12 protein-coding genes and 1 rRNA gene are annotated in these 13,670 nt (G+C 68.5%); 6 read left to right on the plus strand and 7 right to left on the minus strand.

Going from position 1 to position 13,670, the window contains the following annotated elements; translation table 11 throughout:
• Together rrf and ACFYXF_RS21260 are read left to right on the plus strand one after the other, a co-directional pair.
• Positions 1-105 (plus strand): 5S ribosomal RNA (rrf, locus tag ACFYXF_RS21255); the annotation flags it as partial.
• Positions 106-178: 73 nt separating this feature from the next.
• Positions 179-736: a GNAT family N-acetyltransferase gene (locus tag ACFYXF_RS21260; protein WP_389351252.1), complete on the plus strand. Its 558-nt coding sequence runs from the start codon at positions 179-181 to the stop codon at positions 734-736.
• Here ACFYXF_RS21260 and ACFYXF_RS21265 read toward each other — a convergent pair.
• From ACFYXF_RS21265 to ACFYXF_RS21295, 7 genes are all read right to left on the minus strand, one after another.
• Positions 725-2,173 carry a type IV secretory system conjugative DNA transfer family protein gene (locus ACFYXF_RS21265; protein WP_389351971.1) on the minus strand — a complete coding sequence of 483 codons (1,449 nt, stop codon included), beginning with the start codon at positions 2,171-2,173 and terminating at the stop codon, positions 725-727. The two genes, ACFYXF_RS21260 and ACFYXF_RS21265, sit on opposite strands and share 12 nt — an antisense overlap.
• A gap of 5 nt (positions 2,174-2,178) precedes the next feature.
• A complete protein-coding gene (locus tag ACFYXF_RS21270) occupies positions 2,179-3,612 on the minus strand; it encodes an ATP-binding protein (RefSeq protein WP_389351254.1) in 1,434 nt (477 codons plus the stop codon).
• A 13-nt stretch (positions 3,613-3,625) separates the two neighbouring features.
• Positions 3,626-5,185, minus strand: a complete 1,560-nt coding sequence (locus ACFYXF_RS21275) for an SCO6880 family protein (protein WP_389351256.1) — start codon at positions 5,183-5,185, stop codon at positions 3,626-3,628.
• A complete protein-coding gene (locus ACFYXF_RS21280) occupies positions 5,182-6,525 on the minus strand; it encodes a hypothetical protein (protein ID WP_389351258.1) in 1,344 nt (447 codons plus the stop codon). The genes ACFYXF_RS21275 and ACFYXF_RS21280 overlap by 4 nt, the downstream gene beginning before the upstream one ends.
• Positions 6,515-7,396, minus strand: coding sequence for a hypothetical protein (locus tag ACFYXF_RS21285; RefSeq protein ID WP_389351260.1), 882 nt, complete (start codon positions 7,394-7,396; stop codon positions 6,515-6,517). Before ACFYXF_RS21285 ends, ACFYXF_RS21280 begins: the two co-directional genes overlap by 11 nt.
• Before the next feature lie 229 nt (positions 7,397-7,625).
• Complete coding sequence (locus ACFYXF_RS21290; RefSeq protein WP_235477065.1) at positions 7,626-7,943, minus strand: hypothetical protein; 318 nt, start codon at positions 7,941-7,943, stop codon at positions 7,626-7,628.
• 418 nt (positions 7,944-8,361) lie between these two features.
• Positions 8,362-9,720 (minus strand): peptidase S8, encoded by a 1,359-nt coding sequence (locus ACFYXF_RS21295; RefSeq protein ID WP_389351262.1) that lies wholly within the window; start codon positions 9,718-9,720, stop codon positions 8,362-8,364.
• Between the two features lie 358 nt (positions 9,721-10,078).
• On the opposite strand from ACFYXF_RS21295, the gene ACFYXF_RS21300 reads away from it, so the two are divergent.
• The 4 genes from ACFYXF_RS21300 (at position 10,079) to ACFYXF_RS21315 (ending at position 13,648) form a co-directional block, all read left to right on the plus strand.
• Complete coding sequence (locus tag ACFYXF_RS21300; RefSeq protein WP_389351264.1) at positions 10,079-10,669, plus strand: hypothetical protein; 591 nt, start codon at positions 10,079-10,081, stop codon at positions 10,667-10,669.
• Between the two features lie 95 nt (positions 10,670-10,764).
• The gene (locus ACFYXF_RS21305; RefSeq protein WP_389351266.1) at positions 10,765-11,541 is read left to right on the plus strand and encodes a trypsin-like serine peptidase; all 777 of its coding nucleotides are present in this window, start codon (positions 10,765-10,767) and stop codon (positions 11,539-11,541) included.
• An 87-nt stretch (positions 11,542-11,628) separates the two neighbouring features.
• Complete coding sequence (locus ACFYXF_RS21310; RefSeq protein ID WP_389351268.1) at positions 11,629-12,636, plus strand: NlpC/P60 family protein; 1,008 nt, start codon at positions 11,629-11,631, stop codon at positions 12,634-12,636.
• Between the two features lie 274 nt (positions 12,637-12,910).
• On the plus strand, positions 12,911-13,648 hold the full coding sequence (locus ACFYXF_RS21315) for a phosphatase PAP2 family protein (protein ID WP_389351270.1): 738 nt from the start codon (positions 12,911-12,913) through the stop codon (positions 13,646-13,648).
• Positions 13,649-13,670: the final 22 nt, after the last annotated feature.

The following is a 13,670-nucleotide window of genomic DNA, read 5'->3' on the forward strand; positions in this document are numbered from 1 at the left end:
AGCGTGAGGGAAACGCCCGGTTACATTCCGAACCCGGAAGCTAAGCCTTACAGCGCCGATGGTACTGCAGGGGGGACCCTGTGGGAGAGTAGGACACCGCCGAACAAATATTGGGAAAACCCCCGCACTTTCGAGTGCGGGGGTTTTCTGCGTTCCGGGGGGTACTACCGTGATCCCTATGAGCAGCTTTGTGATTCGCTCCGTGCGGGCTGATGAGTGGCGTGCCGCCAAAGAACTTCGGCTGGCTGCCTTGCGGGACCCCCTTGCGCATCTCGCGTTCCTGGAGACGTACGAGGAGGCCGTGGGCCGGCCTGACTCCTTCTGGCAGGAGCGGACGCAGCGAGGAGCGGAGGGGGCGGCCGGGGCTCAGCAGATCATCGCCCAGGGACCCGACGGGGAGTGGGTCGGGGGGCTCGTCGTGCTTGTCGAGGAGCCTGGTACCACTGACTGGGCCGGGTTCGCCATCGAGGCGAAGCAGGGGCACATTGTCGGGGTGTTCATGCAGCCCGAGCATCGTGGGTGCGGGCTGACAGATGTGCTCTTCGATGCTGCTCTGGAGTGGGCCTGGGGGGTCGCGGGCGTTGAGCGCGTGCGGTTGATAGTTCATCAGGACAACGCGCGGGCGCAGCGGTTCTATCGGCGGGTGGGGTTCGTGCCCAGTGGTGTCACCGTGCCCCTGAGCGGCTCGGACGACTCCGAGCTCGAGTTCGTGCTGGAGCGCGAGCTACACCCGTAGGTCGTGGTGGGGCCATCTTGCTCGGAGTTGTTCTCTTGACCGGAGGAGGGCCAGGGTCGGCATGCCCCGGTCCGCTCCGGTGGTGAGCAGTTCCGGGAGCTGGGGGAGGGGTGCGACCGCCGCGACGTCGTCCAGGACGAGCGTCAGTGGTGGGTCGAGGCGACCGGAGGATGACCGTTCGGCCATGCGCCGGCCGCGCTCGACCACGCTTGCGGCCAGTGCCGTCAGGAGGGGCATCGCGCCCGGGTTCGTCCTGGGGTCCTCGATCGGTTCACCGACCACATAAAGCGTGCCCCCTTCGGCGATGAAGGAATCCAGCGAGAGGGCGTCACTTCGGTTCGCCGTGCACGCCTCGCGGATGTTCACCGTCGAGAGCGCGGCGAGGGCTCGGCTCGTCAACTCCTGGGCGATGTCCCGGCGTTCGGGGTGCGCGGTGAGGGCGGCTTCGAGTTCGCCGGCGGCGCCGGGGGCTGCCTTCGGGTTGGTGCGGAGGATGCGTACGGCTTCCTGGACGTTGGTGCCCTGCGCCCAGCGATGTACGTGGCGGATCGTGCGGGCGTCTATGGCGGCGGCGTGCAGGTAGCTGCGGAGGAGGGTTTCCGCGGTTTCCGCTGTCGTCTGGTCGATCTTCGCCGTGGGGCGGACCGGCGTGAGGAGGGCGGCTGCTCTTGCGGCCGCTGTCGGTCTGTCCTCGCAGCCGGTGGTGGGGGGCCAGTGGAGGCGGGCCGGGGTGTCGCAGAGGTGGGTGGGGTCGTACAGGAGGGTGGGGCCGAGCTTGGCTCGGGCGTCCTTTGTCTCCTGCCAGAGGGTGGGGTTGGAGGTGAGGACGAGGGCGGGGCCCTCCGCGTCTTGGATGGCTTGGGTCGCGGGGGCGGTGCGGGTGTCCTGGGGGCCGTAGAAGACGGTTTCTCGCCCGCTCACCCGTTCGACGTCCTTTGCCACGGCAGGCGTTGAGGGTGTCTCGGTCGGCGGAGTTTCCTCGGGGGCCTTCTCTGGCTCCTTCTCCATCTCGACCGGCGGTTCCGTGCGCTGCACCGGTACCTCGTGTTGAGTCGGCGCCGGCGCCGGCGCCGCCTTCCGTGCCGCCCGTACCGCCTTCCAGCGGGCCAGTGTGCCCAGTACGAAGATCGTGAGGACGAAGAGGACCATCAGCTGGCCGATGAACAGGCCCCAGAACAGGCCCCACCCCGAGAGCTGGCCCGCCGGGGTCTCCGGCCAGGCGCCCGGTACGTCGCGTGGGTCCGTGATCAGGTGGCGTAGCGCCGCCGGGGTGCGGGTGAAGGTGACGCCCTCTGGCCAGGCTGCATGGGAGAGCAGGCCCGCCAGGCCTGTTGCCGTCCACACCAGGACCGTCAGGCCGAGGAGGAAGGCGATCAGGCCGACCAACAGGCTGTCGGAGACGCCGCGTTCGGCCTGTTGGCGTTCGTCCGGTCTCATCGTCGTCACGCCACCGTGGACTCGGAGGAGTCGTCGAGGTCGCTGAGGTGCTGTTCGACGAAGGCCGCCGCGCGTTCTTCGGCCTCCAGTTCCGCGGCTCTCAGGGCGTCGTCGGTCAGCTGGAGGTCGCGGTCGCGGGACGACTCCGTCATCGCCCGGTCGGTGAAGACGAGGGCGCGTTCCGTCTCCGTGACCAGGTGTTTGACGACCTGGACGTTGCCGTTGACGTCCCAGACCGCGATGCCGGGTGTCAGGGTCGGGATGATCTCCACCGCCCAGCGTGGTAGGCCGATCACCCTGCCCGTCGCCCTTGCCTCGTCGGCCTTCTGAGCGTAGATCGTTCGTGTGGAGGCCATTTTCAGGATCGCCGACGCTTCCTTCGCCGCCGCTCCGTCCACCACGTCACTCAGGTGGTGGACGACCGCCACGAAGGACAGGCCCAGGCGGCGGCCGAACTTCAGCAGGCGCTGGAAGAGTTGGGCCACGAACGGGCTGCTGATGATGTGCCAGGCCTCCTCGACCAGGAAGATGCGCTTCTTCCGGTCGGGGCGGATCCACGTGTGCTCCAGCCAGACGCCGATGATCGCCATCAGGATCGGCATCGCGATCGAGTTGCGGTCGATGTGGCTCAGGTCGAAGACGATCAGCGGGGCGTCCAGATCGATGCCGACCGTCGTCGGGCCGTCGAACATGCCTCGCAGGTCACCGTCGACCAGGCGGTCCAGGACCAGGGCCACGTCGAGGCCCCAGGCCCGTACGTCGTCTATGGCGACGTTCATCGCCTCCGCCGACTCCGGCTCGGGGTGGCGGAGTTGCTCGACGATGTCCATCAGCACCGGCTGGCGTTCGATGATCGTCTCGTTGACGTAGGCGTGTGCGACCTTCAACGCGAAGCCGGAGCGTTCGTCGAGGCCGTGGCCCATCGCCACTTCGATGATCGTGCGGAGGAGAGCCAGCTGGCCTGTTGTGGTGATCGCGGGGTCGAGCGGGTTCAGGCGGATACCCATGTCCAGGGCGGCCATCGGGTCCAGGCGGACTGGAGTTATCCCCAACTCCTCCGCGATGAGGTTCCATTCGCCGACGCCGTCCTCGCCCTGCGCGTCCAGGACGACCACCTGGCGGTCGCGGAAGCGGAGTTGACGTAGGACGTACGTCTTCTCCAGGGCCGACTTGCCGTTGCCGGACTCGCCGAGCACCAGCCAGTGCGGGGCGGGGAGTTGCTGGCCGTACAGCTGGAAGGGGTCGTAGATGTAGCCCTTTCCGGAGTACACCTCGCGGCCGATGATGACGCCGGAGTCGCCGAGGCCGGGGGCCGCGGTGGGGAGGTAGACGGCCTGGGCCTGGCCCGTGGAGGTGCGGACGGGCAGGCGGGTCGTCTCGATCTTGCCGAAGAGGAAGGAGGTGAAGGTGTCGGTGAGGGCGGTCAGCGGGTCCCGCATCAGCGCATCAGCCCTACCTTCGGATTCCGGTGGCGAACGGGAGTGTGTTGACGAACGCTCGGTGGTGCTCGCGGTCGCACCATTCCAGCTTCAGATACGACTTGCCCGCCGACGCCCTTATCGTGCGCTTGTCGCGCGCCAGGGCCTCGGGCGATCGGGAGGAGACGGTGATGTAGCCGACCAGGTTGACGCCGGCCGCGCCGCTCGCGAGGTCCTCGCCGCGCTGGTCGATGCGGTTGTGGGAGGCCACGTCGCGGGGATCGACCGTGCGGTTCATCTTGGCCGCCCGGCTCGCTTCCGCGTCGTCGTTCGTCTTCTCGGTGAGCATGCGTTCGATGGCCACCTCGGTGGGTTCCAGGTCCATCGTGACCGCCACCGTGCGGATGACGTCCGGGGTGTGGACGAGGAGCGGGGCCAGGAAGTTGACGCCCACCGGGGTCATCGGCCACTCCTTCACCCAGGCCGTGGAGTGGCACCAGGGGGCGCGGGTCGACGACTCGCGGGTCTTCGCCTGGAGGTACGTCGCCTCCATGGCGTCCAGTTCGGCCGGCCAGGCGTTGCGCTTCGTCATCGCCTGGATGTGGTCGATCGGGTGGTCCGGGTCGTACATGGAGTGGATCAGGGAGGCCAGCCTGCCCTGGCCCAGGGGCTGGCGTACGCGGATGTCCGCCTCCTGGAGGCGGGAGCAGATGTCCGTCAGCTCGCGGGCCATGACGACCGCCAGGCCCGCGTCCCGGTCGACCTTCCTGCCGCCCTGGGGGCGGGCCGCGCGGGCCATCGCGTGGGCCTCGGCGGCCAGTTCGCGGTTGAAGTGCATACAGGCGACGAGGTAGGCGCGGTGCTGTTCGCTGCTCGTCGACACCATCGACTGGAGCTGCTCGTACGAGTGCTGCAGCCACGGCGGTGACTTCTCGTCGCCGCGTACGGAGACGTCCTTGGCGTGGGCGTCCGGGTCGGCGGGGAGGGTGCGGGCGAGCATCTGGAGGCGGGTGACGAAGCCGTCGCCGTTCGCCACGTGTTTCAGGAGGGTGCCGAAGCGGTCGACCAGGGCTTCCTGGTCCTCGCTGTCGCGCAGGCCTACGCCCGGGCCCTCGATCTCGATCGCCGCCGTCACCGTACGGCGGTCCGCGTGCAGGAGTACGGCGATCTCGTCCGGGCCGAACGGGGCCGCGAGCCAGTTGATGCGGCCGATGCCGGGGGGCGGGCCGATCTCGACCTCGCGGCCGTCGATCTGGGTGCCGGCTTCCATGACGGAGCTGCGGTACGCCGTGCCCTGGCGGAGCGATCGCTTGTAACTGCGGTTGATCTCGAACCACTTGTAGAACGTGCGGCGCTTGTACGGGATGTACACCACCGCGAGTGCCAGCATCGGGAAGCCGGTCAGCAGCACGATGCGCAGGGCCAGCACGGGGACGACCAGGCCGCACACCATGCCGAGGAAGGCGCCCACGATGATGAGCGCGATCTCGCCGGACTCGCGGTTGCGGCCGACGATCGCGTTCGGGCGGGCGCGGCCGATGAGATACGTACGGCGGGGCGAGACCACGTGGGACACATGGGACTCGGTCGTCAACGCCCGTCACCTCCAGGGCGGTTGGATCGGTTGCTGTTGCCGGCGGGGCCGCTGCGCGGCGGGGGTGCGGCGGAGGGGACAGATCCGCCGCCGCCCGAGGGCCGTGAGCTGTGCGCGGCCACGCCGCCGGATGCGGGGTTGGCCGGGCGCGGGGTGGACGACTGGCCGCCGCCTCCACCGCCCCCGTTGTTGTCCGCCCGGCTGCTGTGGGTCTTGATGCCCTGGGCGACGAGGGTCGCCGGGGAGCTGATGACGGCGGCGGCCTTGCTCTCGGCGCCCTGCATGATGCGGTTGTTGCGGGAGTTGGCGATCTCGTCGCCGAAGCCCGGGACAAAGCGGTAGATCATCGCGCTCGCGAAGATGGCGAGGAGGATGATGGAGAGGCCGGAGACGACCGCCGAGAAGGCGTCCGGGCCGTCGTCGTTCGTGGCCAGCGCGCCCGCGAGGCCGAGCACGATGGCGATCACCGGCTTGACCAGGATGACCGCGATCATGATGCCGGCCCAGCGGCGGACGTGCCCCCACAGGTTCTTGTCGACCAGCCCCGCGTACACCACCGTGCCGAGCAGCGCGCCGACGTACAACAGGGCGGCCCGGATGACCAGTTCCAGCCAGAGGACGCCGGCCGCGAGGATCGACACCATGGAGACCACGATCAGCATGATCGGGCCGCCGCCGATGTCCTCGCCCTTGGCCAGCGCTCCGGAGAAGGTGCCGAAGAACGTGTCGGTCTGGTCGCCGGTCGCGCTCGCGAGGACCTCGGTGACGCCGTCGGTCGCGGAGACGACGGTGTAGAGGATGAGGGGCGTGAACGCGGAGGCCAGGACGGTCAGCCAGAGGAAGCCGATCGCTTCGGAGATGGCCGTGGTGAGGGGGACGCCTCGCATGGCCCGCTTGGCGACCGCGAGCAGCCACAGCACCAGGGTCAGGACGGTGGACGCGGCGAACACGACGGCGTACTGCTGGAGGAACTTGGTGTTGGTGAAGTCGACGTTGGCGGTGTCCTTCACGGCCTCGCTGAGCTTGTCGACCGTCCAGGAGGCGGCGTCGGCGCAGCCCTTGGCGAGGGAGGACAGCGGGTCGAGGGTGGAGGTGGGGCTCGTGACCGAGCCCGTGCCGGCACCGCCCTGTTCGGTCTCGCAGAGTTCCTTGGCCTTGCCGAAGAGCAGGCTGCAGTCCGTGCTGTCCGCCGTGGGTGAGGCCGACGGCGAGGCCGTGGGGGGCGGTGTCGGGGCCGCGTATGCCTGGGACGCCAGGAGTACGGCCGCCGTCTGTACGGCTGTCACCGCGCCGGCGAGCTTGAGCACGAGGTAGGGCCTACCTGGCGTGTTACCGGGCATAGGTGAACCCTCCGTACTCGTCGATGGCCTTGCTGATCTCGTCGGAGTCGGCGGCCCGGCCGTCACCGGGAACCGGGGTGGGGCCGTCCTTCTCCGCGTAGGAGACGATCTTCCAGTCGTCGCCCGACCAGCGCATGTCGAAGGTCCAGGTCTTCCAGTCCGAGGTGACCGGGCTGGTGGAGGTCTCGCCGGCGATGCCGGTCAGGCCGAGGTACCAGACCTCGACGGTGGCGGTGGTGTCGCCGTACGCCACGGTCTTCGTGCCGACGGGGGTCACACGGGAGACGAACGTGCTGCCCTCGGGGGCGTTGCCGTCGGCGTCGAGGCCCAGTCTGGTGAGGAAGCTCGCCGAGTAGGCCTTGTCCAGGGACGTCTTGAGTCCCGTGGCGGCCTCGGTGATGAAGAGGGCGTCGAGGATCTTGTCGCGGCTGTCCTTGCGGAACATGCCGGTCGAGCCCAGGGACACCGCGTAGTTGGCCGCCGCGGACTGGACGCCCTGCCGGTCGTGTGCGAACCCGGCCGGGATGCCCGCCGCCTTCTTCGTGACCGGCTGCTCGCCGGAGGCCGCGGTGGCCGCCGTGTCGGGCCTGTTCGCGCTGCCGGAGCCGCTGCCCGCGGTGGAGGAGGACGAGGACGTAGAGGAATCGTCTCCTCCACGGTTCGCGAAGGCGATCGCCGCGATCAGCAGGACGACCACGCCGACCGCCGTCACCATGCCCCGCGACGACTTGGTGCGCCGCGCGCCGCCGTAGAGGCCGCCGTTTCCCTGGTCGTGGTAGCGGGTCCGGGTCTGGCCGGAGCCGCCGTACCCGCCGTCGTCGGGGCGTGCGGAATCGCCGTTGCTCTGGCTCTGCCCGTCACCGAGACTCATGCGGTGCCCGTCCCCTCGACCGTGTGTCGAATCCACGTGTACGGGAAAACGAACACGTGACAGTACGACGGTAGCCGTGCTGGTTCCCGCGCGGGCGCGGTGTGGTGACTCGACATCAGGGAGACGCAACCTCAGTCGGTGGGCACGACGGGTGGGTGGGTGGTGGGAGGGGAGAACCGGGTTCGCCCGGCGGTCCGACTGGAGATGCGCCACGCGGGGGTGGCGCCGGCTACACGGCCATGCCGTACACGATGGTGAAGAGGGTGCCGAGCGAGCCGATGATGAACACGCCCGTCAGGCCGGCGATGATGAGGCCCTTGCCCTGTTCCGCGCTGAAGGTGTCGCGCAGGGCGGTCGCGCCGATGCGCTGTTTCGCCGCACCCCAGATCGCGATGCCGAGGCACATCAGGATGGCCACGGCCATCACGACCTGGACCATCGTCTTCGCCTCGGTGCCCAGGCTGCCGAAGGGACCCCAGTCCGGAGCGATCCCGCCGATGATGGTGTTGATGTCGCCCTTTTCGGCCGCAAGCCACTTGTAAGTCACCTAAGTCACCGCCCCTGTCGGGTAGTTCCGCGCGCCCCCTGCCGCAGCGCAGAGGTCAGGCCCATTCTCGCTGACAATGACACTGTCGTATGTCGACTTGGAGTCATTGATTGGCGGGTTTCGTACGAATACCTTTATCGTCACTCTGTGTATCACGGCCGGTCACGCCGGGCAATGAAGTGTGAGCGAAACCTGTGGTGTGGTTCCGTCGTTGACCACCCCTGGCCACCAGAGTGGTCACGGAGGTGGTCACGGACCGTTTCTGACGGTCCGTCTCCAGGTGTAGGCCAGGCTATCGCGGACCTCGGACATGGCGACGGGCCGCGGCTGGTAGCCGCGGCCCGTTCCCCAGTGCCCGCCGGTGGTCCCCACGACCTCCGGTGGCGTTTTGTGTATTGGCTGGATCTGATTGTTCAGGTCAGCCGGTGAAGGCGTCCACGCCCTCCGGGGTGCCCCAGCCGGTCGGGCCGTCGTAGCCGGACTTGGCGGTGCAGTAGTAGCTCGTGGTGCAGGTGCCGTTGTTGCCCGAGGTCACGTCGTTGAGGGCCGAGGTGCCGGCCGCCGCGTAGGGGTACGAGGCCGGGTAGTCGCTGCTGCCGGGGGTGCCGGCGAGGGCGTAGACGCCCGCGATGATGGGGGCGGAGGCGCTGGTGCCGCCGTAGGTGACCCAGCCGGTGCCGTCGCCGTAGGTGTCGTAGACCGAGACGCCGGTCGCGGGGTCGGCCACGGCGGAGACGTCGGAGATCATGCGCTTGGTGCAGGTCGCGTCGGTCTGCCAGGTCGGCTTCGCGTCGTACGAGGAGCAGCCGGAGCCGGTGCCCTCGGTGCTGCTGGTCTTCCACACGCTCTCGGTCCAGCCGCGGCTGTTGGAGGAGGTGGACAGCTTGGTGCCGCCGACGGAGGTGACGTACCGGGAGGCCGCCGGGTACTCGGCGCCGTAGCCCTCGTCGCCCGCGCTGACTGTGATGGCGACGCCGGCGTGCTTGAAGTACGAGGTGTCGTAGGTGGTGTCGGAGGAGGACTCCGAGCCGCCGTAGCTGTTGGAGACGTACTTCGCGCCCAGGGTGACCGCGCGGTTCACGGCCGTACCGAGGTTGGCCATCGAGGAGGACTTCGCCTCGACCAGCAGGATGTTGCAGTTCGGGCAGATCGCGCTGGCCATGTCGAGGTCGAGGGAGATCTCACCGGCCCAGCCGCTGTCGGCGGTGGGGAGGGAGGTCGTGGAGCCGGTCTGGCTGACCTTGGTGAAGCAGCCGTTGTCGGTGGTGCAGTCCGAGAGGCCGTAGTACGAGCGGTACTCGGCGAGGTCGGACTCGGCGTTCGGGTCGTCGTACGCGTCGACGATCGCGATGGTCTCGCCGGAGCCGTTGGAGGCGGAGGCGTCGGTCAGGCCGTAGGCGTCCTGGAGGTCGCTGGGGCCGTAGCCGGTGGGGGTGGCCGCGGTGGCGTTCGGCTTGATGGTCGCGGGGGTCGTCAGACCCTTCTTGGCGGCCTGCTCCTCCTGGAAGGCGGTGGTGCCGCCGGTGACGCGGAGGGCGTTGCAGGACGCGAAGCCCTTCGCGGGGGTCGCGTCACACTGGTTGGTGTAGCTCACATGGGCCTTGGCGACCTGTGCGGCGATGGTCTTGGCGGTGACCTTCTGGGGCGCGGGTGCCGCATTGGCGTGGGCCGCGGTGCCGAGTCCGGCGAGGGCGAGCGCGGCGGTGGCGACGGCCGCGGTGCCTATGCGGTGCCATCTGCCGTGCGTGGACTGGCTGTTGGGGGGTGACGTACGCAACGTACAGCCTCCTGGTGAGGGGGTGGTCAGGGGCGGTGCGGGTGGGGGTTTACCGCCGGTGCGGTGTCCCCGGCGGTGGGTTGGCGGCCCGCCGACGACCTTCGCTTGTTGAGTACGTGACAACAAGATGGGTTGCGGAATCCTGACTTCCGCGTGACTGAAGGGGGGTGGGGGGTTACTGGTCGCTTACGGGGTGATGGGTGGGGGGTGGGGGTGACTTGACCGGGGGCACAGGTGGTCCACAGGTTGTGGACAGGGGTTTTTCGGGGTGCGCATAGGGGGTGTGTGAGGGGTGCGCGTGGGTTCTTGGGGTTTGACGGGGGTTCAGGCGGGCGTTGTGGTGCGGGTGTTGCCGGGTGTGGTGAGACGTGTGCTGGGCGGGGGTGAGCCGCAGCCGTGGTGGATGCCGAGGCGCGTACTGACGGTGGTGTCGGCCGATGTCGACGCCGATGCCGGGGTCGGGGCGGTGTGGATGGTGTGGCGTCCGGGGGCCGCGGGGGAGTCCGTGCCGCGGGAGCACGTCGAATTCCTGGAGTGGTACGGCGGGCGGTGGCGGTGCCTGGGGGGTACTGCTGGTTCCGTGGATGGTCCTGCCGACGGTGATGTCGACGTGATCGAGATACGTGGCGGCGCGGGCATACTCAGCCTTGCCCGGCGTCTTGACCCGCCGCGCTCCATCGAGACGGCGCCATGGATCGGCTGTGTTCTGGTCTACCTCGGGCGGGATGTCGGCCATGTCCTCGTCGGCGACCGCCGGTTCGAGGCTTCGGGGCAGCGCAGGGTTGTGGCTGCCTGGAAGGGGTCTCAGGTCAGCCGTGGGCCTCGTCCCGTTGTCGTGGCCATCGGGCGCGACGGTACCGAGCTCTCACGCATCGGGCCGTTCGACAGCCTGGACAGCCGTACCTGGGCTCGGGTGCGGGAGGAGCTGGGTGAGTCCGAGGGGCTCTAGAGCTCGCAGATCCTGCTTCGCGCTAACGGGATTAACGGGAAATTCTCAGGCTGGGTGAGGGGTTTCTTTCACCCGGGAGGGACAGTGTGGGGGTGATGAAGCGCCCCACTCGTCCCCCTGGCAACCGGCGCCACGCGCTGCTTCCCGTCGTCGCGCTGCTGGCCGTCACCTCTGTCTCCGGGGCCGCCCCCGGGAGTGCCGCCTCGGGTTCTCCCGGTGTTGCCGCCGTGGTCCGTGCGGTTCCGCCGCGTAGTGCTCGGGTCGGGGCCCTGTTCAACGGGGATCTGGAAGGTGGGCACTTCTGTACCGCGTCCGTTGTGCGTAGTGGTGGGCGGAATCTGATTCTTACCGCCGCGCACTGTCTGAGCGGGGACGGGGACACCGACGTCGTCTTCGCGCCCGGGTATCGGGACGGGCGGGCGCCGTACGGGCTGTGGCGGGTGACCAAGACCTTTGTGCCGGGGGCCTGGAGCGATCGGGCCGACGAGGACAGTGACTTCGCCTTTGCCGTCGTCGCCAAGAGCGGGGGGCGGGAGTTGCAGGACGTCGTCGGGGCGAACGTCTTTGTCTCCGGGCGGGCCACCGGGGTCAGCGATGTCGTCGTCACCGGGTATCCCAATGTGCTCGATGCGGCCATCAGTTGTACTAATCGGCCTACCGTGCACAGCCGTACGCAGCAGCGCATCGAGTGTCCCGATTTTACGGACGGTACGAGTGGGAGTCCCTGGGTGGATGGGGCCGGGGAGGTCGTGGGGGTGCTCGGGGGGTTCGAGCAGGGGGGCTCGACCGATGATGTGTCCTACAGCGCCGTGCTGGGGAGTGCGGCTGCCGCTCTGTATCGGGAGGCCGCCCGGTTCGGCGGGTCCTCGTGATCGGCGGCGCGAATGGTCATGATCACCCACAGGAGTGGGTAGCGCCTCTACACTGACGTGGGCGTAATCCCGGGCGGTGAGGGGCGGTTGACGGTGCGTAAGGCATGGATCGTGGCGAGCGTTGCCGTCGGGGGCACCCTCAGCTTCGTGATGCTGCTCGTCGTCGGGGTCTATCTCGTCGCCGGGAACGTCGCCGGTGGGGTCGGGAGCGGGAGCGTCGCGCTCGCCAAGGGGGCCGTGCCGGCCGCGTATTCGGCGCTCGTGCAGAAGTGGGGCAATCTGTGCCCCGCCATCAATCCCGCGCTGCTCGCCGCACAGCTGTACCAGGAGAGCGGATTCAATCCGAATGCGAAGAGTCCGGCAAAGGCGGAAGGGATAGCGCAATTCATCCCCGGCACCTGGGCCACGCACGGAATCGACGGCGACGGTGACGGCGACCGCGACGTATGGGACCCGAATGACGCGATTCCGTCGGCCGCGTCGTACGACTGCGAGCTTGCCTCGTACGTGAAGGACGCTCCCGGAGACCCGACGCACAACATGCTCGCCGCTTACAACGCGGGGGCGTACGCCGTCATCAAATACGGGGGTGTGCCGCCGTATGCGGAGACCCAGAACTATGTGAAGACCATCACCACGCTACAGGCCAGCTTTGCGGCTCCTGTGGGCCGGGTCGACCCCTCCGAGCAGGCCGCCGGCGCGATCAACTACGCCCAGGAGAAGCTCGGCACGCCCTACCTCTGGGGTGGCACCGGTACCGCTGAGCAGGGCGGACGCTTCGACTGCTCCGGGCTCACGCAGGCCGCGTACCAGACGGTGGGGATCGAGCTTCCGAGGGTCGCCAATGATCAGTACAACGCCGGGCCGCATCCCTCGCGGGACGAGCTGCTGCCGGGCGACCTCGTGTTCTTCTCCGACGACCTCACCAACTCCCGTGCCATCCGGCATGTCGGGATTTATGTGGGTGGCGGTTACATGATTGACGCTCCGCGGACCGGTGCGGTCATTCGGTTCGACCCGATCGACACCCCCGATTACTTCGGGGCGACCCGGGTGACGGAAGATGGCGCGAAAGCGTTGCCCACCGCGGTGTGAGCGCAGCGTGAAACCATCCCCTGAGCTGCGAGTATCCATCTCTCTTCGATAACGTCTGCGTGATCATTCGGTGGAGAGTGGAACGTATTAACGGAGACCGTGCGTTCCTGTTCCAGTAGTGGATTCGCTGTCGGTCGCTCCTGCTCGCTTGTGTCACGTGTCAGGTGTCGAGTGTCGGGTGTCGGCGGCTGTGGGTTCCTACTTCACGGGGTGAGCAGGAAACGGCGCACGAACCAGTGCGTTCTGGAGATGACGACGAAGGGGCCGCAGCACCATGGCTGGACTCGCCGAATCCGGGTCGAACCCCGACGTCGACCTGCTCTATGACATCAACGGCCTGGCCAAGGACGCGCCCCGGTGGTTCGACCGGGGGGTCGAGGTCGTGGGGGAGTACGGGCTGCTGGCCGCGATGGTGGTGCTGGTGGTCTGGTGCTGGTGGGGTGTGCGGCGGCGGGGTGGGGATGACGCGGCCGGCTCTGTCGCCGCGTTGGTCTGGGCGCCGCTTGCCGCGGCGATCGCCGTGCTGGTGAACATCCCGATACGGGGGTTCGTGGAGCGGCCTCGTCCTTTTGTGGATCATCAGGGGCTTGAGGTTCTGGTCTCCGGGAAGACCGACTACTCGTTCGTGAGCGATCACGCGACGATCACCATGGCGATGGGGGTCGGGCTGTTCGTGGCGAACCGGCGGTTCGGGCTGGTGGGGATAGGGCTTGCGTTGGTGGAGGGGTTCTGTCGGGTGTACATGGGGGTGCATTACCCGACGGATGTGGTGGGTGGGTTCGCGCTGGGGACTGCTGTTGCGTTGTTGCTGTCGCCGGTGGCCATGGCTCTGCTTACTCCGGTTACTCGGGCTGTGGCGGGGTCCGGGTGGGGTGGGGTGTTGATTCGGGCTCGGGGGGCTGGGTCTGGGGATGGTTCGGGTGCGGGGCGGGGGGCTGTGGTGCCGGGGGCTCGGGCGGGGGCCGAGGCGGAGGCGGGGGCGGGGGCCGGGGAGCGGGATTTGGCGGCGTAGCCGCCGGGTTTTTCGCCCCCGC

This window comes from Streptomyces sp. NPDC002680, assembly GCF_042889145.1.
GTDB lineage: Bacteria > Actinomycetota > Actinomycetes > Streptomycetales > Streptomycetaceae > Streptomyces > Streptomyces adonidis.

What these genes read in the sequence shown, in the direction of transcription:
- ACFYXF_RS21260 (WP_389351252.1), top strand. Translation starts at nt 179, where the DNA reads ATGAGCAGCTTTGTGATTCGCTCCGTGCGGGCTGATGAGTGGCGTGCC.
- ACFYXF_RS21315 (WP_389351270.1), top strand. Translation starts at nt 12,911, where the DNA reads ATGGCTGGACTCGCCGAATCCGGGTCGAACCCCGACGTCGACCTGCTC.
- ACFYXF_RS21270 (WP_389351254.1), bottom strand. Translation starts at nt 3,612, where the DNA reads ATGCGGGACCCGCTGACCGCCCTCACCGACACCTTCACCTCCTTCCTC.
- ACFYXF_RS21285 (WP_389351260.1), bottom strand. Translation starts at nt 7,396, where the DNA reads ATGAGTCTCGGTGACGGGCAGAGCCAGAGCAACGGCGATTCCGCACGC.
- ACFYXF_RS21280 (WP_389351258.1), bottom strand. Translation starts at nt 6,525, where the DNA reads ATGCCCGGTAACACGCCAGGTAGGCCCTACCTCGTGCTCAAGCTCGCC.
- ACFYXF_RS21305 (WP_389351266.1), top strand. Translation starts at nt 10,765, where the DNA reads ATGAAGCGCCCCACTCGTCCCCCTGGCAACCGGCGCCACGCGCTGCTT.
- ACFYXF_RS21265 (WP_389351971.1), bottom strand. Translation starts at nt 2,173, where the DNA reads ATGAGACCGGACGAACGCCAACAGGCCGAACGCGGCGTCTCCGACAGC.